The sequence below is a fragment of the Alitabrizicola rongguiensis genome (assembly GCF_021491355.1).
GTDB lineage: Bacteria > Pseudomonadota > Alphaproteobacteria > Rhodobacterales > Rhodobacteraceae > Aliitabrizicola > Aliitabrizicola rongguiensis.
In genome coordinates this window covers 170,563-193,490 of the sequence record NZ_JAKENF010000003.1, presented here as the reverse complement: position 1 = coordinate 193,490, position 22,928 = coordinate 170,563, and the positions used below count along the sequence as shown (strand labels likewise).

20 protein-coding genes, 1 tRNA gene and 2 pseudogenes are annotated in these 22,928 nt (G+C 63.8%); 14 read left to right on the top strand and 9 right to left on the bottom strand.

Translation table 11 applies throughout. The annotated features are described in order from the left end of the window. Position 1 precedes the first annotated feature (1 nt). Both L0V05_RS12435 and dusA read right to left on the bottom strand, forming a co-directional pair. The gene (locus L0V05_RS12435) at positions 2-781 is read right to left on the bottom strand and encodes a phytanoyl-CoA dioxygenase family protein (RefSeq protein WP_234870937.1); all 780 of its coding nucleotides are present in this window, start codon (positions 779-781) and stop codon (positions 2-4) included. 124 nt (positions 782-905) lie between these two features. Further along, positions 906-1,931, bottom strand: a complete 1,026-nt coding sequence (gene dusA / locus L0V05_RS12430; RefSeq protein WP_255683794.1) for a tRNA dihydrouridine(20/20a) synthase DusA — start codon at positions 1,929-1,931, stop codon at positions 906-908. A 213-nt stretch (positions 1,932-2,144) separates the two neighbouring features. On the opposite strand from dusA, the pseudogene L0V05_RS20725 reads away from it, so the two are divergent. The 3 genes and pseudogenes from L0V05_RS20725 to L0V05_RS12420 all read left to right on the top strand — a co-directional run. Further along, positions 2,145-2,303, top strand: a pseudogene (locus L0V05_RS20725) (transposase); the annotation flags it as partial. An 8-nt stretch (positions 2,304-2,311) separates the two neighbouring features. After that, positions 2,312-2,632: pseudogene (locus tag L0V05_RS12425) on the top strand (integrase core domain-containing protein); the annotation flags it as partial. 999 nt (positions 2,633-3,631) lie between these two features. After that, positions 3,632-4,714: a hypothetical protein gene (locus L0V05_RS12420; protein ID WP_234870933.1), complete on the top strand. Its 1,083-nt coding sequence runs from the start codon at positions 3,632-3,634 to the stop codon at positions 4,712-4,714. Between the two features lie 188 nt (positions 4,715-4,902). Here L0V05_RS12420 and L0V05_RS12415 read toward each other — a convergent pair. Next, a tRNA-Ser gene (locus tag L0V05_RS12415) sits at positions 4,903-4,992 on the bottom strand. A gap of 295 nt (positions 4,993-5,287) precedes the next feature. Between L0V05_RS12415 and L0V05_RS12410 the strand changes: the two genes are divergently transcribed. Genes L0V05_RS12410 through L0V05_RS12380 form a run of 7 tightly spaced genes read left to right on the top strand, consistent with a single transcriptional unit; the run spans position 5,288 to position 11,852 of the window. Further along, positions 5,288-6,355, top strand: coding sequence for an SPOR domain-containing protein (locus L0V05_RS12410; protein WP_234870931.1), 1,068 nt, complete (start codon positions 5,288-5,290; stop codon positions 6,353-6,355). 23 nt (positions 6,356-6,378) lie between these two features. Beyond that, positions 6,379-7,533, top strand: a complete 1,155-nt coding sequence (locus L0V05_RS12405) for a D-alanyl-D-alanine carboxypeptidase family protein (protein ID WP_234870929.1) — start codon at positions 6,379-6,381, stop codon at positions 7,531-7,533. A gap of 1 nt (position 7,534) precedes the next feature. Continuing rightward, complete coding sequence (gene tmk, locus L0V05_RS12400) at positions 7,535-8,167, top strand: dTMP kinase (protein ID WP_234870927.1); 633 nt, start codon at positions 7,535-7,537, stop codon at positions 8,165-8,167. After that, the gene (locus L0V05_RS12395) at positions 8,167-9,306 is read left to right on the top strand and encodes a DNA polymerase III subunit delta' (protein WP_234870925.1); all 1,140 of its coding nucleotides are present in this window, start codon (positions 8,167-8,169) and stop codon (positions 9,304-9,306) included. The genes tmk and L0V05_RS12395 overlap by 1 nt, the downstream gene beginning before the upstream one ends. Before the next feature lie 7 nt (positions 9,307-9,313). Beyond that, positions 9,314-10,123, top strand: a complete 810-nt coding sequence (locus tag L0V05_RS12390; RefSeq protein ID WP_234870923.1) for a TatD family hydrolase — start codon at positions 9,314-9,316, stop codon at positions 10,121-10,123. Further along, on the top strand, positions 10,123-10,917 hold the full coding sequence (locus L0V05_RS12385; protein ID WP_234870922.1) for an MBL fold metallo-hydrolase: 795 nt from the start codon (positions 10,123-10,125) through the stop codon (positions 10,915-10,917). The genes L0V05_RS12390 and L0V05_RS12385 overlap by 1 nt, the downstream gene beginning before the upstream one ends. Further along, positions 10,914-11,852: an AEC family transporter gene (locus L0V05_RS12380; RefSeq protein ID WP_234870920.1), complete on the top strand. Its 939-nt coding sequence runs from the start codon at positions 10,914-10,916 to the stop codon at positions 11,850-11,852. Before L0V05_RS12385 ends, L0V05_RS12380 begins: the two co-directional genes overlap by 4 nt. Positions 11,853-11,865: 13 nt before the next feature. On the opposite strand, the gene L0V05_RS12375 is transcribed toward L0V05_RS12380, so the two are convergent. Then, entirely contained in the window at positions 11,866-12,978 is a 1,113-nt protein-coding gene (locus L0V05_RS12375) for an alpha/beta hydrolase (protein ID WP_234870918.1), read from the bottom strand. 154 nt (positions 12,979-13,132) lie between these two features. Continuing rightward, the gene (locus L0V05_RS12370; protein ID WP_234870916.1) at positions 13,133-14,299 is read right to left on the bottom strand and encodes a M20 aminoacylase family protein; all 1,167 of its coding nucleotides are present in this window, start codon (positions 14,297-14,299) and stop codon (positions 13,133-13,135) included. A 198-nt stretch (positions 14,300-14,497) separates the two neighbouring features. On the opposite strand from L0V05_RS12370, the gene L0V05_RS12365 reads away from it, so the two are divergent. The 3 genes from L0V05_RS12365 to L0V05_RS12355 all read left to right on the top strand — a co-directional run bounded on the left by L0V05_RS12365 (position 14,498) and on the right by L0V05_RS12355 (position 17,537). Next, complete coding sequence (locus L0V05_RS12365) at positions 14,498-16,270, top strand: ABC transporter ATP-binding protein/permease (RefSeq protein ID WP_234870914.1); 1,773 nt, start codon at positions 14,498-14,500, stop codon at positions 16,268-16,270. A 241-nt stretch (positions 16,271-16,511) separates the two neighbouring features. After that, on the top strand, positions 16,512-17,225 hold the full coding sequence (locus tag L0V05_RS12360; RefSeq protein WP_234870913.1) for a DUF1194 domain-containing protein: 714 nt from the start codon (positions 16,512-16,514) through the stop codon (positions 17,223-17,225). Between the two features lie 90 nt (positions 17,226-17,315). Continuing rightward, entirely contained in the window at positions 17,316-17,537 is a 222-nt protein-coding gene (locus tag L0V05_RS12355) for a hypothetical protein (RefSeq protein ID WP_234870911.1), read from the top strand. Between the two features lie 3 nt (positions 17,538-17,540). On the opposite strand, the gene L0V05_RS12350 is transcribed toward L0V05_RS12355, so the two are convergent. Next, a complete protein-coding gene (locus L0V05_RS12350; RefSeq protein ID WP_234870909.1) occupies positions 17,541-18,212 on the bottom strand; it encodes a Crp/Fnr family transcriptional regulator in 672 nt (223 codons plus the stop codon). Between the two features lie 274 nt (positions 18,213-18,486). Between L0V05_RS12350 and L0V05_RS12345 the strand changes: the two genes are divergently transcribed. Further along, positions 18,487-18,660 (top strand): hypothetical protein, encoded by a 174-nt coding sequence (locus L0V05_RS12345; RefSeq protein WP_234870907.1) that lies wholly within the window; start codon positions 18,487-18,489, stop codon positions 18,658-18,660. A 5-nt stretch (positions 18,661-18,665) separates the two neighbouring features. On the opposite strand, the gene L0V05_RS12340 is transcribed toward L0V05_RS12345, so the two are convergent. The 3 genes from L0V05_RS12340 to L0V05_RS12330 are packed head-to-tail and all read right to left on the bottom strand — an operon-like array spanning position 18,666 to position 22,878. Next, the gene (locus L0V05_RS12340; protein ID WP_234870905.1) at positions 18,666-19,385 is read right to left on the bottom strand and encodes an alanyl-tRNA editing protein; all 720 of its coding nucleotides are present in this window, start codon (positions 19,383-19,385) and stop codon (positions 18,666-18,668) included. Beyond that, positions 19,382-21,847, bottom strand: coding sequence for a DUF3772 domain-containing protein (locus L0V05_RS12335; protein WP_234870904.1), 2,466 nt, complete (start codon positions 21,845-21,847; stop codon positions 19,382-19,384). The genes L0V05_RS12340 and L0V05_RS12335 overlap by 4 nt, the downstream gene beginning before the upstream one ends. Further along, positions 21,844-22,878 carry a cysteine synthase A gene (locus L0V05_RS12330; RefSeq protein WP_234870902.1) on the bottom strand — a complete coding sequence of 345 codons (1,035 nt, stop codon included), beginning with the start codon at positions 22,876-22,878 and terminating at the stop codon, positions 21,844-21,846. Before L0V05_RS12330 ends, L0V05_RS12335 begins: the two co-directional genes overlap by 4 nt. Between the last annotated feature and the right edge of the window lie 50 nt (positions 22,879-22,928).

Below are 22,928 nucleotides of genomic sequence, written 5' to 3'. Positions count from 1 at the left end.
CTCAGGGCTGGCTGAGCCAATCGGCGACCGTGGGCAACTCGGGACGGAAATAGGCATTCACCCGCCCGATCGGATCGGCCACGGACCCATCGGCCCAGGGGGCCATGCCATGCAAGACCAGTCGGTGGAGTAACAGCGCCTCGCCCGGTCGCGCGGAAAGCACGACCCGTCGGCAGGTGGCGAAAACCTCACGGCGCGCGGCCTGATAGATGTCGGTCAGATCGACTCCTGGCCATTCGGCCTGTGAATGCGGGGCCAGTGCCCCCGCGAAGGCGCGGCGCAGGACTTCGTGACTGCCTTCCCAGACGACAAGCGGCGCCGCATCCGGATCGGCATCGGTCAGCGGCAGGCCGAGGATGAAGCCATGCGGCTCGCGGATCATCCGCCGCTTCCGCGGCCCGACCGCCAGTAGACCGTCCACATGGGCGGCGTCCCGGTCCCGGCGAAAGCGGAAGGCCGCCTCGCTTTCCTCTGGCGAGGGGCGCGGATACCCGGGCCGGAGCACCGACAGCTGCGCCCGGTGCCATGTCTCGACCGCCATGGGCAGCGCCCGGCGGAGGCTGGGCGGCAAGGGTTTGCCGGCCACTGCGCCCGTCTCGTCGTTCGCCAGGGCATCCACACCCGGAAACCACGTGCCGCGACAACGCCATTCGCCGGAAGGGTCTTCGATGGCCTTGCGGGCCAGTGGCAGCGCCGCCTGAACCCAGCCCAGCACCGCCGGATCGTAGGGAAGCCGGGCCCAGCCCGTTCCGGCAAGCGCCTCTGGTATCGGCGATGACATCGTGCGTCCTGCTGCCTTCGTGGCCTTTGACCCTAGCGACGAATTTCCCTCGGCACCGCACGAAATTCGACGGTTGTGGGCAGATTGGCGTCGGCGTCGGCAGCGTCTCGTGCAGGCTGCGCCGTCAGGAGGTTGCAGGCTGAGGTTGCAGTTCCGCAAGGGCCGCGTCGATCAGCTCCAGTCCCGCGCCGGGTCGGCTCGCACCTTCGGACAGGACACGCCGCCAGCCCCGCGCGCCTGGGCGGCCATGGAACAGGCCGAGCATGTGGCGAGTGACCTGGTGAAGCCGGCCACCCTGCTCCAGATGCCGCCCGATATAGGACCGCATCGCCTCGACCACGGCAAAGGCATCCCGCCCCGGTCCGTCGCCCCAGAGACCATCCGCCCCGATCAGCGTGTTGCCCGGTTCGTGATAGGCCGCCCGGCCGATCATCACGCCATCGAGCCCCTGTTCAAGCAGGCCGTCTGCCTGCTCGAGAGATGTGATCCCACCATTGATCGCGATCGTCAGATGCGGGAACGCGCGCTTCATCTCCAGGACAAGCGGGTAGTCGAGCGGCGGAATCTCGCGGTTTTCCTTCGGGCTCAGCCCCTGAAGCCAGGCTTTGCGGGCATGGATGATGAAATGATCGACCCCTGCCTGGCTGACCGTTTCCAGAAACGCAGGCAATACCTGCTCTGGAACCTGATCGTCCACACCGATGCGACATTTGACCGTAATCGGCACCGGGCTTTCATCGATCATTGCGGCCACGCAATCGGCCACCAGCTGTGGCTCCTTCATCAGCACTGCACCGAAGCAGCCTGATTGCACCCTGTCCGACGGACAGCCGACATTCAGGTTGATCTCGTCATAGCCCCAGTCACGGGCGATCCGGACCGCCTGCGCCAGCTCTGCTGGCTCTGACCCGCCGAGTTGCAGCGCGACCGGATGCTCTTCGCCCGAATAATCAAGAAGCCGGGCCTTTGGACCATGAACGATCGCCGCCGAAGTCACCATTTCGGTGTAGAGCATCGCGCGACGGGTCATCAGCCGGTGGAAGTACCTGCAATGACGGTCCGTCCAGTCCATCATCGGCGCGACGGAAAGGCGCGCGGCAGAGCGGACAAGTGAGGTGCTCCCAACATCAGGGAGTTGCGTTCGTAACAAGGCTCTGGTTTCCGTGCGGTTCGAAACTATCACTTATCAACCTCGTCGGTCTCTTGCCATGCGTCTCCTACCGGCCCTTTGACTTGGCGATCCATTCCAACTGGTCAAACAGGCCGAGACTTCGCAAATCGCCTCAATCGCACTCCGCTTGACCTGCCCCCCTGAAGCGTCCGCACTTTTAGGTTAGTCTGTTCTCCAGCGAAGGAGACGGACATGAAGCGCAGCAGGTTCACGGAACAACAGATCATCGGCATCCTGAAGGAGCATCAGGCTGGTTTGAGCGCGTCGCAGCTTTGCCGGAGGCACGGAATCAGTGATGCGACGTTCTACAACTGGCGCTCTACGTATGGCGGCATGGAGGTCAGCGAGGCTGTCCCTAGATGGTGGTCAGCAACAACGGCACGGAACTGACCTCGAACACGATCCTGACCTGGCAACAGGACCGGAATGTCGAAAAGCATTACATCGCGCCGGGCAAGCCCATGCAAAACGGCATCGTCGAAAGCTTCAATGGCCGACTTCGAGACGAATGCCTCAACGAGCACCTGTTCACCAGTCTGCGCCACGCGCGACAGTTGATCGTCGCATGGCGTGACAACTACAACTATCACCGCCCGCACACGAGCCTCGAAGGGCTCACGCCGCGGGAGTTCCTCAACCGGTCACTAAATGACCAAACCCTGAACAGAACTAACTTCTGAACGAGGACAATCCGGGGAGCAGGTCAAGCTTTTCCAGAGCCCGATTTCTGGGATGCGCCGTCACTTCAAGGGCTAGGATATCTGAGGGACAGTTGCGTGAAGTATGCTCTAGTTCACCATGTTGGACATGAGGGATCAGGAGACAAGGAACCTGCTTGGTGGTAAGCGAACTTCGCGAGATCACGGATTCTTACGATGCAAACAAACCCACTAGCGCCCCTTTAAAGCGCCAAGGCTTCAAGGAGATATCTCAGTCGCCCTGCCTCGATGCCACTTAGCAAGTGCCGCCGCACGCCCTCCACGCCGTCAGGAGCGCGGCAGAAGGATTGACGCTATGCAAGTATCACAACGGGCAAAGCCTCAAACCTTCCCAAACAGACGCGGGAGATGGTCAATTCGCCGCCCCTGAAAGCCCACCGTAGCGCGTCCCGCTAAGCAATGAAAATGGCGCGGATAGGCCATTAATGGGTGCACAAAAACCGCGCCAAACACCCAGCCTCGCACTATGGTGGATGCCACGGCAGATCAATGAAATTTCTCATCACGAGGGGTCAGGTCAGTGACTACACAGGAAACACCATGATCCTTCGCAACATTCTGGAGGTGAAGCATCTCATACCGGGCAGGGGCCATGACGAATTGAGAGGTATCCGAATGCCTTGAAAGACCAGGGGTTAGGATCCCGCATCCAAGGCCAGAAGAAACTGCAAGCCAGGGTCCACTACGTGCTCAGACGCCATAGCTAGCACAATGACACCCGAATCATGTTCGCAACCTTGGCGAATGGCGCCGGAGCGTGACGCGAAACGATCCGTACTCAGCCATCTTCCTTACACCATCGAACTCGACGCAACTGTCAACCTCTGGCTCTGAACGGAATGAGCCTGAACCCAGCTGCAGAATGAATGGGTCGATAGATGGATTTGGATAACCGGAGGAGCCTTGATTGCACCGGCGTTATGTGCGTAATTTCGAAAGAGACTGAAAGGCTAGAGGGCAATGCTCAGGGGACTTTCTCAAAAGCCGCGTTGGCCGCTCGAGGCCCCAAACTATTTTCACTGTGCCCCCAAAACTGGGAGCACTACGCTTTACTACATCCTTAGCAAACATCGCGATTTTTGCGCAGCGCGAGGTAAAGAGCCAAACTTCTATTACGATGACGAGTATTATTCCAGGGGTGAGGGATATTTTTGGAAGGATCGATTCTCTCACTATAAGGGCGAGAAGATAGCCGGCGATTTCTCAACCAGCTATATCTATTCACCGAGTTACTCTTCCGGTGATGAGTACAAGAAATGCATCGGGCGCATCTTTAAAACAAGAACGCCAAGGCATACTTACTTCAGCACATGCATCCGGCACCCCCTTATGTGGCATTGGTCTCACTACTTGCATCGTGTAAGAAATGTCGATGGTTTCCGCGCATTGCCTCCGGCAACGGGGTCGTTTGAAGCCTACCTCGAGGAAAGGCAATCAAGCGGAAAACTCGTCACCTTTGAAGATCAGGTAAGATTTTTGAAGCGCACCTTTTGGGGACCGATTGCCCGTCGGAATCTACTAATCCTCATCTATGAACGGGATGTGGGCCCGGACCTTTCGATTGCATACTCCAAGATCTGCAATCTACTCTCGATTGATCCCGCCAACTTCGAGCCAATTCGGGGAATCACTTCCAGCGAACGCATCGAAAGTCAAGAAATTGTTACTGAATGGAGGGGACCTGGAACCCTTGCAGATATACGGGCGAACCGAGCTTATCTGCCCGCAGTGTACCGGGTCGACTCCGACGGGGTAAGCCAGAAAGGCGACTCGTTTTCTCGTGGCGATATCATCATCGAAAGGGATCCCCGCCATATTTCAGTAATAAGAAACCTAGACGTCGCAACCAAGAGACGATATCTTGGACACTATGAGTCCATGACCACCTCGTTGACAATAGACGAAGTTGTCGAACTCAATGCGCGATTTTTCAGGAATGCGACCAGTGAACTCAGCCGGCTTTTGGGAGGTAGTATAGTGGAATGGGAAGAAGGCCGCCTGAACCCGCCAAAGATTGAAAAGGTTCAGCCCAGCTATCTCTAGCGAGATGCCCACAATCGGTGAGACGAAGTCAGGCAGCCTTATGCCCCTTTGGACGCTCCGGGTTCTAAATGCTTATCTATTTTTGTGGCGGCGAAAAGGCGACAGCCTTTGTGAACGAGGCTCAATTAGGGGGAAAGTACTGCACAGACAAGTCGCGGGCTCCGACGCTCAAACGAACTTGGCAACAATGGCGGAAGCGGTGGGATTCGAACCCACGGTGCGGTTCCCCGCACGCTAGTTTTCAAGACTAGAGCCTTAAACCACTCGGCCACACTTCCGGAACATCGGTGATCGGGCAGGCTTATGGTCGATCTGGCGCCGGCGCGCAACTGCCTGCGAAAGACCGATCTCGTCGCGGTCGAGCACCGCCTCGCTGTCGATCACATCTCCGCGCCAAGGACAGAGGAAATCCGCCGAAGGCGCCTGCCACTCTTTCCAGCGCCGATACAGGTCGATATGATGCGCGCGGGCAGGTCCCCGCGGGGTGCGCGGGGAGCGAGAAAGCGCGGCGAAGAACGCGCGGCAAGAAAGGGACTAATGACCATGCGGGCAAGCGCGCGTCTCATCGCACTCATGACGGTTTCGGTTCTGGCGCTAAGCGCCTGCCAGGAAGGCACCTCGCCGACAGGCGGCGTCGGCGCCTCGGACAAGCCGGCCTCCGCCACGGCGGCCCCGACCAGGAGTTCGACCCGACTCGTCGACCGCGATGTCGAGGCTCCGGAGGTGTTCCAGACCACCGAGCAGGGCCTTTGGGATGGACGTCCGTCGCTTGGCGGCGTCTGGGCGGCCTCGCCTGATGCGAAGGACCCCGAACGTGTCATCATCCGCAACACCGACAACGGCAAGTTCGTCATCGGCGCCCTGTTCCGGCGAGAACGCGACAATCCCGGGCCGAAGATCCAGATCTCCTCGGACGCGGCCGATGCGCTCGGCATGATCGCGGGCAAGCCGGCCAAACTGAACATCACGGCGCTCCGGCGCGAGGAAGGCCCCGCCGCGGATGCAGCGGCCGCTCCGATCCTCGACTCGGCCGAAACGGTCAGTGCCGAAGGAATGGATGCGACCGCCGTTTCGGCCGCAATCGACAAGGCCGAGGCAAAGCCCGCCGCGAAACCTGCAGCCGCTGGCGCGGCGATGGCGACTGCTGCGGCCGCCACTGCTGCTCCAGCCACCGCGGGCGCCGAAGCCGAGGCAACCGCCGAACCGCCCAAGAAGAAACGCTGGTGGCAGCGCGACAAGACGCCCGAGGCTGATGCGGCAACGGCAACTGCGGACGCGGCAGCCCCCGGAGCCAAGCCTTCGAGCGCTGCTCCGGCCGCGGTCGCGACGGCGCCGCTCGCCACTGCCACCACCGCCGCTAAACCTGCCCCTGCCAAGGCGCCGGCACCGGCCACCCCCGCGGCATCTGGCGGCAAGAGCATGATCCAGCTCGGCATCTTCAGCGTCGAGGCCAACGCAAACCGGGCCGCAGAGATGGTGAAAAAGGCCGGCAGCTCTGCCACCGTGCGCACCGAGCGCAGCAACGGCAAGATCTTCTGGACCGTCGTCGCCGGGCCGGCCAACACCCCCGCCGAACGCGAGGCGCTGATGGCCAAGGTCAAGGGGCTTGGGTTCAAGGACGCGTATTACGTGTCGCGCTGACGACTGTTGAAAGGACCGGACGCATGTTCAAACGCCTCCTCCGCCTGACGCTTGCCGCGCTTGTCGTGATGGCCCTGCCCGCACGGGCCTTCGAAACGGCGGCGACCTCGGCTTGGGTCTATGACGTCGGGACGCAGACCGTGCTTATGGACAAGAATGCCAACGTGCCGCTGCCGCCCGCCTCGATGTCGAAGCTGATGACCCTGAACATGCTGTTCGAGGCGCTTCAGGACGGCCGCGTCACGATGGATACGACCTTTGCCGTCTCGACCAAGGCGAAGTCGATGGAAGGCTCGACCATGTTCCTGAACGAACTGGACCGGCCGAGCGTGCGCGAACTGATCCACGGCATCATCATCAATTCAGGCAACGATGCCTGCGTCGTCGTGGCCGAAGGGCTTGCGGGGTCGGAAGAGGCCTTTGCCCGCCAGATGACCGAGCGGGCGCAGGCGCTTGGCATGACCAATTCGACCTTCGCCAACGCCTCGGGCTGGCCCGACCCTGGCCAGCGCATGAGCATGCATGACCTAGGCATCCTCGCCCTGCGCCTCATCACCCAGTTCCCCGAGGAATACGCGGTCTTCAAGGAGACCGAATTCGACTACAAGGACCGCTCGCCCGCCAACCGCTTCAACCGCAACCCGCTTCTGAAGCTGAACATCGGCGCGGATGGCCTGAAGACCGGGCACACGACCGAAGCGGGCTATGGCCTTGTCGGATCGGTCGTGCAGGGCGACCGCCGCATCATCCTCGTGATCAGCGGCCTGCCAAGCGACACCGCCCGGTCCCAGGAAGCCGAGAAGATCGTCAACTGGGCCTTCCGCCAGTTCGTCGAGAAGACCGTCGCCAAGAAGGGCCAGCGCATCGCCTCGGCCAATGTCTGGCTGGGCGACGCGCCTTCGGTCGGGCTGGTGCCGGCAGAGGATATCTCGCTGCTCGTGCCGTCGCAGGTGCAGGAGGCGGTGACGGCCGAGGTCAGCTATACCGGCCCGCTCATGGCGCCGATCCCGGCCGGCACGCAGGCGGCCGAGCTGGTGATCCACGTCCCCGATCTTCCCGATGCCCGCCTGCCGCTGGTGACCGAAACGGAAGTTGGCAAGGCAGGCTTTATCTCGCGTCTTGGCACGGCGGCAAACGTGCTGTTGCAGCGCTACATGGAACAGGCGCCAGCCAGCTGAGATGGGCAATCCGGGCCTTTTCATCAGCTTCGAAGGCATCGACGGATCTGGAAAATCCACCCAGGCGCGCCGGCTGGCCGAGCGTCTGCGCCAATCTGGGCACACGGTCGTCCTGACCCGCGAACCGGGCGGCAGCCCCGGCGCCGAGGAAATCCGCCGGCTGGTGCTGGAAGGCGATCCCGACCGCTGGTCGGCCGAGACCGAGATCCTGCTCTTCACCGCCGCCCGCCGCGACCATCTGGAAAAGACGATCCGTCCGGCCCTCGCCCGGGGCGAGGTCGTCATCACCGACCGTTTCGCCGATTCCACCCGCGTCTATCAGGGCCTGACCCGCGGTGACCTGACCGAGATGGTCGACCGCCTCCACTCGCTGATAATCGGACAGGAACCCGACCTGACCGTGCTTATCGACATGGACCCGGCACAAGGCCTGGCCCGCGCCAAGGGCCGCAGCGGTCCCGAGCAGAGGTTCGAGGATATGGGCCTTGCAGTTCAGGAGCAGACCCGCGCCGGTTTCCTTGCCCTCGCAGCCCGCGATCCCGCCCGCTTTGCCGTCATCGATGGCAGCGGGAGCGAGGACGAGGTGGCGGTGCGGGTCGAGGCGGCGGCGCTTGCCCGGCTGGCGGCGCGCTGATGGCCCGCGCGCCCGCAGCCGAGGTCGAGGCGCTGCCCGAGCCCGACCGGGTGGAAGGCGCTCCGCATCCCCGCGAAACCGGGCATCTCTACGGGCAGGCGGCGGCAGAGGCTGCCTTCCTCGACAGCTATCGTCGGGGGCGGCTGCATCACGGCTGGCTTCTGACCGGACCGCGCGGTGTGGGCAAGGCGACGCTCGCGTGGAAGATCGCGCGCTTCCTTCTGGCCACGCCTGCCGACGATGGCGGCATGTTCGCCCCACCCCCGCCCGAGACGCTGGACATCCCCGCGGACCACCCCGTTGCGCGGCGCACCAGGTCATTGGGCGAACCGGGGCTTTTTCTGCTGCGGCGTGGGGAAAATGATAGTGGATCGGGTCTCTCGGCCGAGATCCGCATCGATGAAGTTCGAAAAGTGAAACACTTCTTCCAGATGTCCGCCGCCGATGGCGGGCGTCGGGTGGTAATCATCGACGCCGCCGACGAGATGAACGTGCAGGCCTCGAACGGAGTCCTAAAGATTCTCGAGGAACCGCCGCAGGACGCAACCCTGCTCCTCATCAGCCACCAGCCGTCGCGCCTTTTGCCGACGATCCGCTCGCGCTGCCGCGAACTCAGGCTCGCCGCTCTGGGACCGGAGGACATGGCGGCGGCCCTGACGGCCGCAGGCGGCGAGACCGATGCCCCCGAGGCTCTGGCGGAACTGTCTGGCGGCTCGGTCGGAGAGGCGATCCGCATCGCCAACCTCGACGGGCTGAAGCTTTACGCCGACCTGATCGCACTGATGGCCACCCTGCCCCGGCTCGATCGCCCACGGGCGCTGGCGCTGGCCGAGGCGGGCGCGGGTCGTGGGGCCGAAGCGCGCTTTGACCTGATCCTTCGGCTCATGGACCTGTTCCTGGCCCGCCTCGCCCGGTTCGGTGCAACCGGCGAGATGCCCTCCGAAGCGGCGCCGGGCGAGGCGCGGGTGATCGAACGCCTGTCGCCCAATCCGCAGGCGGCACTGACCTGGGCCGACCTTGCCCAGACACTTGGCCAACGGGCGCGGCGCGGGCGGGCGGTCAACCTTGACCCTGCCGCGCTTCTCATGGATATGGTGCTCAGGATCGACGAGACGGCGGGCAAGCTCGCCCCGAGGTGAGCCCCGCATGACCCCCACTCCGCCCGAAATCGTCGACAGCCACTGCCACCTCGATTTCCCCGACTTCAACGGCGAACTCCCGCAGGTCATCGCCCGCGCCCGCGCGGCCGGGGTGACCCGGATGGTGACGATCTGCACGCGGCTGAAGAACGAACCGCAGGTCCGCGCGATCGCCGAAGCGCATGAGGGCGTGTTCTACGCCGCCGGCACCCATCCGATGAGCGCCGCCGAGGAACCCCTTGCCACGGTTGAGGAACTCGTCGCGCTGTCGCGGCATCCGAAGATGGTCGGCATCGGCGAGACCGGGCTCGACTACCACTACACCGCAGAGAGCAAGGTCATCCAGCAGGAGAGCCTCCGCATCCATATCGAGGCAGCGCGCCGTACCGGCCTGCCGCTCATCATCCATGCCCGCGACGCCGACGACGACATGGCCCGCATCCTGACCGAGGAATTCCGCGCCGGCGCCTATCCCTGCGTCATGCACTGCTTCTCCTCGACCGCGGCCCTTGCCGAGGCCGCCCTCGATCTCGGCTTCTACCTGTCGATGTCGGGCATCGCCGCCTTTCCGAAATCGGGCGACCTGAGGGCGATCTTCGCCGCCGCTCCGGTGGACCGGATCCTGCTGGAAACCGACAGCCCCTATCTTGCCCCGCCGCCCCACAGGGGCAAACGCAACGAGCCGGCCTATACCGCCCACACCGCCAAGGTCGGGGCCGAAGTCTATGGCATGCCGCTTGCCGAATTTGCGCGCCAGACCAGCGCAAATTTCGACCGGCTCTTCTCCAAGGCCGCGCGGGCGGCGAAGGCGGCCTGATGCTGCGCGCGACGATCCTCGGCTGTGGCTCTTCCGGCGGCGTTCCTCGCCTTGGCGGGCTCTGGGGCGACTGCGATCCGTCGAACCCCAAGAACTACCGCCGCCGCTGCTCGCTTTTGGTTGAGCGCATCGGCGCCGAGGGTACGACCCGCGTGCTGATCGACACCTCGCCCGACATGCGCGACCAGCTGCTGGATGCCGGCGTGGGCGCACTGGATGCCGTCGTCTATACTCATGCCCATGCCGACCATGTCCACGGCATCGACGACCTGCGGCAGGTGGTCTTCAACCTGCGCCGGCGCCTTCCGGTCTGGGCCGATCCGCAGACGCAGGAGGCGCTCTACTCCCGCTTCGGCTATGCCTTCGTGCAGCCCGAGGGATCTCCCTATCCGCCGATCCTCGACATGCACACGATCCATGGTCCCTTCACCATCGAGGGCCCGGGCGGGGCGCTGACCTTCCAGCCCTTCCGTGTCGATCACGGCTCGATCGAGGCGCTCGGCTTCCGCATCAACGATCTCGCCTACCTGCCTGACGTAGTCCGGATCCCTGACGAGGTCTGGCACCATCTCGAAGGGCTCGATGTCTGGATTGTCGATGCCCTGCGCCGCACGCCGCATCCGACCCATGCGCATCTGGCGCTGACACTGGAATGGATCGCGCGGGTGCAACCGCGCCACGCAGTCATCACCAACATGCATATCGACCTCGACTACGCGACGCTCGAGGCCGAGCTTCCGCCCGGGATCGTTCCCGCCTTCGATGGCATGGTGGTCGAGACCGCAGCTGAATGAACGCCCTCATCGACGTCATCTTTCCGGTCTTCGTGGTCATCGGTCTGGGCTATGCGGCGGCGCGGGCCGGGCTTTTCAAGGAACAGACGGTCGATGGCGTGATGCGCTATGCGCAGAACTTCGCGGTGCCCTGCCTGCTGTTCAAGTCAATCGCGACGCTCGACCTCGGGGCGAACTACGACTTCGGCCTGCTCGGGTCGTTCTTCATCGCCGCCTTCGCAAGTTTTGCCGCAGGCTATCTGGGGGCGCGCCTGCTCTTCCGCCGCCCGGTGATCGACAGCGTGGCCATCGGCTTTGCCAGCTACTTCTCGAATTCACTGCTCCTCGGCCTGCCGATCACCGAACGCGCCTACGGACATGACGCGCTGGCCGGCAACTACGTGATCCTGTCGATCCATGCGCCGACGCTCTACATTTTCGGCATCACAATAATGGAACTGGCGCAGAGCCACGGTCGGAACCTCGCCGCGCGTGCGTTGGTCCGCCAGGTCCTGAAGGGCATCTTCACCCAGCCGATGGTGCTGGGCGTGGTCTCCGGCCTGCTGGTGAACCTCTCCGGCCTGCCGCAGCCGGTGGCGATCATGGCCGGCGTGGACATGCTGGGGAAATCGGCGATCCCGGCCGCGCTGTTCGGGCTGGGCGGCGTGCTTCTGAGGTACCGCCCCGAAGGCGATCTGCGCACGATTGCAATGGTCTGCGCGATTTCCCTGATGTTGCATCCTGCCCTGACCTACCTGCTGGCCCGGCATGTCTTCGCGCTCGACACCGCGCATCTCCGTTCGGCGGTGATGACCGCGGCAATGCCGCCGGGGGTCAATGCCTACATGTTCGCCGCGATGTATGGCGTGGGCATGAGGGTGGCCGCATCCGCCGTGCTGCTGGCCACCTTCGCTTCGATGCTCTCGATTTGGTTCTGGCTCCAGATCCTGCCCTGAAGCCGCCTCGGGATCATTGCCCGAAGATGCGGATCGGCACCCCGTTCAGAATCCTGTCGAGCGGCTGGCTGCCCTCCACCCCGAACCTGGTCGAGCGGCTGAGTCCGGCCCCGATCAGTTGCACCACTTCAGGGGACCCCGCAAACTTCGAATGGCTGCCGGACGAGGAATCGTCGACCTGGGACAGGTCGATGACGGTCACCCCCAGCTGTTCAAGCACGGCAGCATCCGTCGCCCCGACCCGCGGCACACCGCCCGCGATCACGCGTGAGAAGCGCAACGCGGCGTCGTCCTTGGAGACGAGGATATAGATCTTGTTGCGAACCGACTCCGGCAGCTGCGACAACTGGGAGCGGAACAGGTCAAGGTCGATATCCGGCGCGGCAAGGATGATGTGCTTGATCCGCGTCATGTTGCCCAGACGGCCGTCCTGGGCCGCATCAACCAGCCCTTCCATCGTCAGGAGACAGCCCATCGAATGGGCAAAGATATCGACGTCCCGTGCGTTCGTCTGTTGCAGGATCGCGCCCATCTGCGGGATCTTGGCCCGCGCCACCAGCGCGCTGTTCATGTCATAGACATAGCGGGGCGCACTTGCCGCCGAGGCCCAGGTGAACAGGACCGGCACACCGGAATAGCTCGTGTCCTGAACGAACTGCGTCAGGCGCAGGACCGCGTCGCTGGTCGTGTTGTTGTAGCCGTGGACAAAGAGCAGCACCTTGCGCTCGGCAGGCGTGCGCGTGCGCAACTCCCGGTCCATCTGCGCGACAAAGTCGGTACGGTTCGGGAAGACCGTCGGATCGACGACGGCGAAGTACTTGCGCGGATCGGGCGGCAGGGTCCGCGAACGCTCCAGCTGGCCGACCACATGCGTCGGCGGAACCGTCACGTCGACCGAAGCGAGACCCAGATCAGGGGCGCGCTGCCCGGAGAAGAAGGCGCCAACCACCTCCGACGCCGCGCGCGTGGTGATGATGAATACGCGGTGGCGGGTGACGTCCGGTATGGATTCCGCCGGCACGGTCGGATCGTCGATACCGATCAGGTCGGGCGGGCGGCTGCATCCCGCGACCGTTGCTGCCGCTATGGACGCTGCCAGGGCCAAGCTCCGAAGCTCAACGCGCATTCCAGACCTCATGAAGCAATATCCGAGAACTGGTCCACACTCCGGCCAGCTGGCGGGAAGCTACCAGTGCGACCATCCTTCGACAACACGGCTTTGGGCTGCAAAGTTCGCAAATGCAGCAATCCAGATGTCATTCGCCGCCGGGACGCGCCCCCTAGGCCGCTGGCATCCGCGCCTCGACCATGCCGGCATACCAGCTCGAGCCGAAGGGGATGACGTTGTCGTCGAAATTGTAGGCCGGGTGATGGACCATCGCCGTATCGCCATTCCCGACGAAGATATAGGCGCCGGGGCGTTCGTTCAGCATGAAGCTGAAATCCTCGGCCCCCATCAGCGGCGCGGCATCGGTATCGACATGGCCCGAAACGGCAAGGGCGACCTCGGCGGCGTAATCGGTATTCTCGGGCGCGTTCATCGTCACCGGATAGCCGCGCGAATAGGCGACCTCACCCCGCGCGCCCATCGCCAGCGACACGCCCGAGACGATGTCGGAGATGCGCTGCTCGACGAAATCCTGCACGGAATGGTCCATGGTGCGGACCGTGCCCTTCAGCTTGACCACCTGCGGGATGACGTTGTGGGCCGGGCTGTCGGTTTCCACCACGCAGACCGAGACGACGACCTGCTTCAGCGGATCGACGTTGCGGCTGGCGATCGTCTGAAGCGCGACGATCACATGGGCGGCCACCACGGTCGTGTCGATGCAGTCGTGGGGTTTGGCGGCGTGGCCGCCCTTGCCGGTGATGGTGATGTCGAACTGGTCCGCCGCCGCCATCATCGCACCCGGACGGATAGCGAAATGGCCGACTGGAATGCCAGGCATGTTGTGCATGCCGTAGACCTCCTGCACGCCGAAGCGCTCCATCATCCCGTCCTTCACCATCTCGCGCCCGCCGCCGCCGCCCTCTTCCGCCGGCTGGAAGATCACGACGGCAGTGCCGTCGAAATTGCGGGTCTCGGCCAGATATTGCGCCGCCCCCAGGAGCATGGCGGTATGGCCGTCATGGCCGCAGGCATGCATCTTGCCCTTGGTCTTCGAGGCATAGGGCAGACCGGTCTGCTCGATAATCGGCAGGGCGTCCATGTCGGCGCGCAGGCCGATCACCCGGCCGACGGTATCGGTCTTGCCCTTGATGACGCCCACGACACCAGTGCGGCCGATCCCCTCGACCACCTCGTCGCAGCCGAACCCGCGCAGAAGTTCCGCCACCTTGGCTGCCGTCCGGTGCACATCGAACAGAAGCTCGGGATGCTCGTGAAAATCCCGCCGCCAGGCGGTGATCTGGGGCAGCAGTTCGGCGAAACGGTTCTTGACGGGCATAGGGTTCTCCTTCCGGGCAATGGCCCGATGATCCGGCGATGGTGGGCGCTTTCCAGCGCGGCTTCAAGCCGGGACTGACGCTTGGCGGCGGGGAGAGGCCGAGGCAGGCTGGCATTGCCAGGATTCGGCGCCTAGGGTCACCGCGTCGTCCGGGCAGCCCCTGCGGGCACTGCCGCAACACAGCGCAAGAGCTTACTCATGCCGAGCTTTCTTTCCCCTGCTGTCGAAAACCTCCGGTTCATCCGGGAACAGCTGGCGATCATCGTGCGATCGCTCCGGCACACCAAAGGCAAGCGCGATCTCATCCTGCTTCTGGCCGGCATCGTCGTTGTCATTCTGGGAACCGCCGTCGCGCAGGTTCGCCTGAATGCGTGGAACCAGCCATTCTACGATGCAATCGAGCGGAAGGACCTTCCGGCTTTCTTCCATCAGCTCTGGATCTTTTTCGCCATTGCGGCAGTGCTTCTGGTCCTGAACGTCGCGCAGACCGGCGTTACGCAGATGATCGCGCTGACCCTGCGCGATCTGGCGACCCGCGACCTGATCGGGCTCTGGATGTCTGACAAGCGCGCCGCGCGCATCGCCCGAGAAGGCGAGATCGGTCGCAACCCTGATCAGAGGATGCATGCCGACACCCAGCACCTCGCCGATGTGTCGACCGGGCTGCTGGTCGGATTCCTGCAGTCGGCGGTCCTGCTGGTCAGCTTCATCGGGGTGCTCTGGATCCTGTCCCGCGGCATCGTGCTGCAATTTAACGGCACGAGCCTGCAGATCCCCGGCTATATGGTCTGGGCGGCGCTGCTCTATGCCTGCCTCGGCTCGGGCCTGTCATGGCTCGCGGCGCGACCGATCGTGCGGCAGGAAGCCACGCATTACGCCCGTGAGGCCGAGATGCGCATCACCTTCGTGCGCGGTGTCGAGCAGGCCGATGCCATTGCCCTGACCGGGTCAGAGGCCGACACAAGGAGAAGGCTCGAGGCCGCGCTGGCCAATGTCATGCAGATTCTCAAGACACTCGTCCTCACCCGCGTGCGGCTTACCGTGGTCACGGCAGGATATGGCTGGGTCGGAAACGTCGTTCCGATCATCGTTGCGGCCCCCGGCTATTTCAGTGGCAGCCTGACCTTCGGGGAACTCATGGTCGTCGCCGGCGCCTTCCGCCAGGTCCAGGGTGCGCTTGGCTGGTTCGTTTCGAACACCGACGCCATTGCCGACTGGCGCGCGACGATGAACCGCGTCATGGAGTTTCGTCGCGCCCTCCTCTCGATCGACGGCCACGATCAGGTCGGCGAGCGCATCGAGATCGACCGGAACGATGCCAACCGCCTTGTCATGGAGAATCTCGAGGTCCACAACGCCTTCGGGCGCATCCGCGTCTGCGAGCCCAGACTTGAAATCGCGCCCGGGGAGCGTGTGCTGCTTCTGGGCCGGCCGCATGCCGGCAAGAGCACGCTGTTCAACGCCCTGGCCGGGTTGTGGGATCGCGGCAGCGGTCAGGTGCTTCTGCCGGCGGACAACCGCATCAGCTACATGGCGCAGCGCCCCTACCTGCCAAGCGCGTCGCTGCGCGAGGTTCTCAGTCCCTCGGACGCCGTGCCGGACGACAGGGAGCTTGTCCAGGCGCTGACACGTGTCGATCTGGCGCATCTGGCCGGGTCGCTCGACCAGGTCCAGGACTGGGAAGAAGCGATGCCAGCCCCGGCCAAGGTCCGGCTTGGCTATGCACAGCTGCTGCTGGAGCGGCCCCTCTGGATCGTGTCCGATGATGGCCTCGCACCGGGGGACGAGGCTCTGCAGGACCTTCTGCTGTCGATCCTGTCGACAGAACTGGCACAGACCGCGGTGATCGACATCTCGGACCGCAGGCTGCCATCCGCCTTCTTTGACCGGATCGTGCGGCTTGCCTCGGCCGAAAGCCCGATGCCAAGGCCCGCTCCGGTACAGCCTGCGGCCACGGGTGCCACGGCCTGACGCAAGAATTACCCGGTTTCGACCTTCTGCGATCCGGCCACCAGGCTTCCCCCCCGGCTGACGATCCGATGCATGGGCAGGAATAACGGCGAAAACAGTCGTTTGCCCAATGGAATAACGCGCGAATGACGCCCGCATGTTGCGGCTCTGACAGTTCGCTCACGTTCAGGCGCTTAGCTTTACCCTACGGCAATTGCGCAGGTCCGCGGTGATTGTCGCATCCCCGAGGGGAGGGTAGCGAATGAACAGGGTGGCAGTTGCGGCAATCATATCTCTGCTTTCTGCACCTGCGGTGCAGGCTGCGGAGTGCAGCGATGTGGCGCTGGTACTCGCGATCGATGCGTCCAGCAGCATCGACGCTACAGAGTTCGACCTGCAGATCGCCGGTTACCGGGATGCGCTCTCTTCGCCAGAGGTCGGCGAGTCCTTCCGCAAGGCCGGCACGGTGCAGATTGCGGCAGTCTTCTGGGCCGACAGTGCCTATGCCCCGCAAATCGTGCCCTGGCACCTCATCAGCGATCACGGCGACCTTTCCAGCTTTGCCACCATACTCGCATCCACCGAACGGCGTGTGACCGGCAATACCGATATGGGAACGGGCCTGAAGGCCGCGCTCGATCTGTTCGGCGCCGAAGCGATTTGCGCCGAGCGCCTTGTCATCGACGTCTCCGGCGACGGTCGGGCCACGGTCAATGCAAGGCGCGGAGGGATCGCCAATCTGGGCGCGGAACGCAAGCGGGCAAAGGATCTTGGCGTCATCGTCAACGGCCTTGCGATCACGGGAAACGATGCGGGCCTGGCCGACTATTACAGAAGCGAAGTTGCGCTTGGCCTGTCGTCCTTTGTCATGGAAGTGAACGGCTTCGCCACCTTCCACGAGGCGATTGCCCAGAAACTGATGCGCGAAGTCCTGGCCGATAGCTCTGCGCCGGATGGAGAACTTGGCCGACTGTGATGGCCTTCACAGTCTTCGGCGGCCGAATCAGTCACATTCAGACCAAGGACAGCAAGAAAGTCCCCCAACCCAAGGAAACGGAGAAAGAAAATGGCCAACACTTCCGCTCAGACCTCGATGTTCGGTATCATGTCGGCGCACCCGGTCTCGCTGATCCTCGGCATCACCAACCTGTTCCGCCGCCAGAAGCGCCGCGAAGAACTCGCCAAGATCTACTCGGATCTGCTGTGCGCAGATGACCACATCCTCCGCGACATCGGCATGACCCGTCTCGACATCATCCGGATGCGCGAAGGTCTGTTCCGCAACTGACGCCTACCCTTCGTCGCTGCTCGCCAGTATCTGGAGGGGCGCGCGGTCCCTGATGGACAGCGCCCCTCTTGGAAGATCGATCCACCCCTGTGCCCGCCAAAGTCCAAGCGTCTTGGCCACAGCCTCGCGGGTGGCGCCGGCAAAATCGGCAAGTTCCGCCTGAGAGAGCGGAATGGTGCCGCCCCGATCGGCATACTTCTCGGACAGATGCAGGATCCGCCGCGCAATCCGCGTCGGCAGGGGCTTGAAAGCCCGCTCCTCCAGCTTGTCGCTGATGTCACGCAGCCGTGCGCACAGAAGTTCGATGATCTCGATCGAAAGATCGGGTTCGTCGCGCAGGCCGGCCAGAAAATCGCTCCGGCGCACGCGCCGCAGCCGCACCGGACCAAGGGTCGTCGCGTCCGCCGTCCGCCGTCCGGCAAACAGGCCGATCTCGCCGAAGACCTCTGGAGGGGTCAGGATTTCAAGCGCAAGCTTGCGACCGTCCACCGAAGTCACGCTGATCTCGATCTCGCCTTCGTCCAGAACGTAGATGCTGTCTGCCTCCTCATCCTTCTGAAACAGGAGTGTGCCGGCCGGAAGCTGGACCTTGATCGCCACCCGCTCCATCAGGCGGCGCAACGCCGGCGAGGCGTGGAACAGGCTGGCAAAGGATCCTTCCTTCGGATCGGTCATTTCGAATTCTCCCCTCGCACCGCGGGCCTGCCACGGTTTTCCCTTTGCGGATACCGTCGATCAGCCGGGGGCCTGACGCAAGCCCCGTGATCGGCCCGGCCGAGAGGTTTTTCCCTGGCGCGCCATCCCGCAGCGCAGCGAAATGGGAAACAGTGCTTTTCCGTGAAACCGCGGATGCCCCATCTCCTGCCACAGACCTGCCGGTTTGCGGACGAATCCGGCATGCATTTGTTCACCATGAACGAAACGTACAAGCGTACTGGATTTCCGAGTGATGAGACTGCCCGCCTTTAGAAAGTACTTCCAGATTGATCCCGAGGATCGGATCACCAGCCTGGCCGCGCTCTTCTGCGCAAGCCTGCTCGTCGGCCTCACCGGCCGCATCATCTGGGTAGCGGTCGAAGGCCCGATCGACAGCCCTGCCCCGATCGTCTCTCAGCAACCCTGACGATGTCAGTCTGACAGGATCACCGCCACACGCCGGTTCTGTCGCCCCTTCTTTTCGATCTTTCCGATCTCGACCCGACCGATTTCACCTGTCCGCGCGACATGGGTCCCGCCGCAGGGCTGAAGATCGACTTGATCGGCCCCTTCACCGATCCGCACAAGCCGGACACGCCCCTGCCCCATCGGCGGCATCACCGACATCGTCTTGACCAGGCTCGGATTGGCTAGAAGCTCGTCATCCGTGATCCAGCTGTCGGTCACCGGCAGGTCGCGATCGATCAGCGCGTTCAACTGGTTATTCAGCGCCTCGATATCATCGGGCGGGTCCGGCATGTCGAAATCGAGCCGCCCCTTGTCCGCGCCGATCTGCCCGCCGGTCACCGGTAGCGGAATCACCACGGACAGAAGATGCAGCGCCGTGTGGACCCGCATGTGACGATGGCGGCGTTCCCAGTCGAGAACCTGACGGACCCGCGTCCCTGCAGCGGGAAGCGCCACCGGCTCGGCCGGCACCAGCGCGACAGTGTTTCCGTCGGCCTTGACCGCCGTGGCGATCGCCGCCGACCCGCCTGCCCAAATCAAATGGCCGCTGTCCCCCGGCTGACCGCCTGCCGTCGGGTAGAACACCGACCGGTCAACAAGGATACCCCCTTCCGGCGTATGTCCGGTCACAGTCGCCTCGGCCTCGCGCATGTATGGGTCAGTGCGGAACAGAAGCTCGGTCATCGGTTGTCGTCCTCGCCCGGGCCATCGGGAATCTCGTCGCGAAAATGCTGCTCTCGCTCGGCCTTTGCCTTCGGGGCCGCGCTTCCGGGTCGCGGAGGAGCGGCCGTGCCTGCCGGCTGGCTCGTCGCGAGAGGCGAAAGCCCGTCGGCGTTGTGAATCCAGATCTCGCGCTGCGAGAACGGGATGCTGATCCCCTCTTCGGTAAAGCGGCGGACGATCTCGTGGTTCATCTCGGACCGGACCGAAAGCGAGAAGTTCACGTCGCGCAGGATCACCCGGATCTCGAAGTTCATCGCATCCGGGCCAAAGCCCATGAAGACCACCACTGGCGGCGGGTTCATCACCGCAAGCGGTTCGGCTTCGGCGATCTCGCGCAGGATGCGCTCGACCTTGCGGGTGTCGCTGCCATAGGCCACGCCGATCGGCACGATCAGCCGCCCGGTCAGGTTGAACCGGGTCCAGTTCGTCACCTGGCCAGTGACCAGATCGGCGTTCGGCACGATGACGTCGTTGCGGTCGAAGGTCTGGATCCGGGTCGAGCGTACCGAGATGCCCTTGACCGTTCCCTGCACGCCGCCGACCTCGATCCAGTCGCCTTCCGAAACGGGGCGCTCGATCAGCAGGATGATCCCCGAGACAAAGTTCGACACGATGTTCTGCAGGCCAAAGCCGATACCGAGCGAGAGGGCGCCGGCGACGAAGGCGAGGCCGGTCAGGTCGATCCCCGCCGCATTGATGGCGATCAGTCCTGCCAGCGCCAGACCCGCATAGCCGACCATCGCATTGACGGCGTTCTGGCCGCCAAGGTCGAGCCGCGTCCGGGGCAGGATCGAGGATCGCAGCACTCCCTGAAGCAGCTTCGTCACCATGTAGCCGATGGCGAAGATGAGCAGGAATGTCAGGAAAGCCGAAGGCGAAATCCGCGTCTCGCCGATGGTGAATCCGTTGCCAAGATTGGTCCAGAGTTCGGCCAGATCAGAGACCCGTGCGCCCCAGATCAGCGCGAACAGGGGCAGCGACAGCACGACAAGGCCAAAGCCGATCAGCACGGGGATCAGGTCGTCGCGCCCGTCCTCGCGACCCGTGACCAGCGCATAAAGATCGTCGATCCAGGCCTGAAGCACGGCGATGTAGCCAATCAGCGCCAGCGACAGGCCAGCCGGATAGACCAACGCGATCGCGGCCGGAACATAACCGACCGCCGCCAGCACCGGCGCAATCATCCCCAGAAGCCGGACCAGCCGCGCCCCAAGACCGATCAGACGGTCGCGAAAACTCGGCAGCTCGTTGGCCGGAGTGGCGTTGACGACATGCTGGCGCATGAGGTTGCCCATCCGCACCAGCAGCAACCCCGCCAGAACCACGATCGGGAAGGTTAGCATCGCAAGGGCGGCGTCGTTGGCCTGCAGCTCGGTGACCGCCTTTTCCTTCACCGCCTCGAGACAGATCATCAGCCCGAACAACGTGACGATGATCCGACCTTCGCGGCGGCGCGCGGGCGGGAGTGTAAGCAACGCCTGCTCTTCGCGATCTTGCGGGAACAGCCGCCCCCCAAGCCAGACCGCCGTGACGATGACGAAGCCCAGGGCAGGCAACATCTCGAGGATCTGTGCCCCGACCGGACCGAGAATAGAGGTCAGCGACAAGGCCCGCTGCAGCGCGATGATGCCCAGAAGCGGCAACACGAACTTGCCGATCGAAAGAATGCGGGTGAGGGCGACCTGCCAACGTCCTTTCGCCCGCTCAAGAACGATCCCCGAAAGATAGCCCAAAACCTGCTGGCCACGCAGAAGCGCCGCCGCCGCGAGGATGAGGTAGAACAGGATCAGCGGCAGGTTCGACTTCAGCGTCTCGCGCGACAGCGGATTGGCCCAGGCCGCGATGGTCTCGTCATAGAGATTCTTCGACGCACCGGTCAGCGCCTCCAGCCCGTCCGGCCAGTTAGCCGGATTGATCGGGGCGGGCAGAACCCGCAGAAGCTCGCTCGTCTGGCGTTCGCGCAGGACCCGGTCGATTTCCTTGATGATGCCGTCGGCCCGGCGATAGGCCTCGTCGGCCGAAATGCCGGGAGCCTGCAGCCGCACGAGTTGGTCGTTCAGGTCGCTGCGGCGCTGCGCGATCTCGGGGGCCTCGGCCGCGCCATCGGTCGGCGCAGGACCAAGCGCGTCGATCTGCGCGCGCAGGGTGGCGATGCGGGTCGAGTTGGTGTTCTGCGCCGTCTGGAACGCCGAGCGCCAGTCGACAAGCTGGGAACGCGTGCTGCCGAGTTGCTGGTCGGTCGCATCTTCGCTCGCGACCTGTACCTCGGCACGGGTCGCGATCTTTTCCCAGGTCGCGTAGTCCGGCCCCTTGTTCTCGGTCGCGACGTCGCTGGCAAGTTGGGCAGCGGCCGGCCCGGCAATGGAGCCGGCCAGCGCAACGGCGACAAGCGCGGCGCGAAGGGCAGCACGCAGCCGGATCATGCGTCTTCGAACACCGCCGGGATCGGGCGCGGCGGCGCGTCAAGCCATTGCGGCACCGGCAAGCCCTTTTCCTTCAGGAAGGCCGGATTGAACAGCTTCGACTGATAGCGGTTGCCGTAGTCGCACAGGATGGTGACGATCGTGTGCCCCGGTCCCATGTCGCGCGCCATGCGCACGGCGCCGGCGATGTTGATCCCCGAAGATCCGCCAAGGCACAGGCCCTCATCCTCAAGCAGGTCGAAGATCAGCGGCAGGGCCTCGGCATCGGGAATTTGGTAGCTGTAGTCGGGGCGGAACCCTTCCAGGTTGGCGGTGATGCGCCCCTGCCCGATGCCTTCGGTGATCGAGCTGCCTTCGGCCTTGAGTTCGCCCATCGTGTAATAGCTGTAAAGCGCGGCCCCCATCGGATCGGCAAGTCCGATCTTCACGCCTTTGGGTTGCAGCGCCATCGCCACCCCTGCCAGCGTCCCGCCGGAGCCGACCGCGCAGACGAAGCCATCGACTTTGCCATCGGTCTGGTCCCAGATCTCGGGCCCGGTGGTTTCGATATGGGCCTGGCGATTGGCCACGTTGTCGAACTGGTTGGCCCAGATCGCGCCGTTCGGCTCTGTCTGGGCGAGTTTCGCCGCAAGACGGCCAGAGTAATGCACGTAGTTGTTGGGGTTGCGGTAGGGCACTGCCGGGACCTGGACGAGTTCGGCCCCCGCCAGCCGCAGCATGTCCTTCTTTTCCTGGCTCTGGGTCTCGGGGATTACGATCACCGTCCGGAAGCCCATAGAGGCGCCGACCAGGGCCAGACCGATGCCGGTATTGCCTGCCGTCCCTTCGACAATCGTGCCGCCGGGTTTCAGGAGACCTTTCGCCACCGCGTCGCGGATGATGAAGAGCGCTGCGCGATCCTTGACCGACTGGCCCGGATTCATGAACTCTGCCTTGCCGAGGATCTCGCAGCCCGTCGCTTCGCTGGCCTTGTGCAGCCGGATGAGAGGCGTCTTGCCGATGGTTTCGGCGAGGTCTTTGTTGATCCGCATGGGCGTGTTTCCTCGGTGTGACACGCCCGGTTTAGGCATCCTGCGCCCGG

Coding starts and splice junctions, on each gene's coding strand:
- L0V05_RS12435 (WP_234870937.1), bottom strand. CDS start 781: ATGTCATCGCCGATACCAGAGGCGCTTGCCGGAACGGGCTGGGCCCGG.
- L0V05_RS12420 (WP_234870933.1), top strand. CDS start 3,632: ATGCTCAGGGGACTTTCTCAAAAGCCGCGTTGGCCGCTCGAGGCCCCA.
- L0V05_RS12410 (WP_234870931.1), top strand. CDS start 5,288: ATGACGGTTTCGGTTCTGGCGCTAAGCGCCTGCCAGGAAGGCACCTCG.
- L0V05_RS12405 (WP_234870929.1), top strand. CDS start 6,379: ATGTTCAAACGCCTCCTCCGCCTGACGCTTGCCGCGCTTGTCGTGATG.
- tmk (WP_234870927.1), top strand. CDS start 7,535: ATGGGCAATCCGGGCCTTTTCATCAGCTTCGAAGGCATCGACGGATCT.
- L0V05_RS12395 (WP_234870925.1), top strand. CDS start 8,167: ATGGCCCGCGCGCCCGCAGCCGAGGTCGAGGCGCTGCCCGAGCCCGAC.
- L0V05_RS12390 (WP_234870923.1), top strand. CDS start 9,314: ATGACCCCCACTCCGCCCGAAATCGTCGACAGCCACTGCCACCTCGAT.
- L0V05_RS12385 (WP_234870922.1), top strand. CDS start 10,123: ATGCTGCGCGCGACGATCCTCGGCTGTGGCTCTTCCGGCGGCGTTCCT.
- L0V05_RS12380 (WP_234870920.1), top strand. CDS start 10,914: ATGAACGCCCTCATCGACGTCATCTTTCCGGTCTTCGTGGTCATCGGT.
- L0V05_RS12375 (WP_234870918.1), bottom strand. CDS start 12,978: ATGCGCGTTGAGCTTCGGAGCTTGGCCCTGGCAGCGTCCATAGCGGCA.
- L0V05_RS12370 (WP_234870916.1), bottom strand. CDS start 14,299: ATGCCCGTCAAGAACCGTTTCGCCGAACTGCTGCCCCAGATCACCGCC.
- L0V05_RS12365 (WP_234870914.1), top strand. CDS start 14,498: ATGCCGAGCTTTCTTTCCCCTGCTGTCGAAAACCTCCGGTTCATCCGG.
- L0V05_RS12360 (WP_234870913.1), top strand. CDS start 16,512: ATGAACAGGGTGGCAGTTGCGGCAATCATATCTCTGCTTTCTGCACCT.
- L0V05_RS12355 (WP_234870911.1), top strand. CDS start 17,316: ATGGCCAACACTTCCGCTCAGACCTCGATGTTCGGTATCATGTCGGCG.
- L0V05_RS12350 (WP_234870909.1), bottom strand. CDS start 18,212: ATGACCGATCCGAAGGAAGGATCCTTTGCCAGCCTGTTCCACGCCTCG.
- L0V05_RS12345 (WP_234870907.1), top strand. CDS start 18,487: ATGAGACTGCCCGCCTTTAGAAAGTACTTCCAGATTGATCCCGAGGAT.
- L0V05_RS12340 (WP_234870905.1), bottom strand. CDS start 19,385: ATGACCGAGCTTCTGTTCCGCACTGACCCATACATGCGCGAGGCCGAG.
- L0V05_RS12335 (WP_234870904.1), bottom strand. CDS start 21,847: ATGATCCGGCTGCGTGCTGCCCTTCGCGCCGCGCTTGTCGCCGTTGCG.
- L0V05_RS12330 (WP_234870902.1), bottom strand. CDS start 22,878: ATGCGGATCAACAAAGACCTCGCCGAAACCATCGGCAAGACGCCTCTC.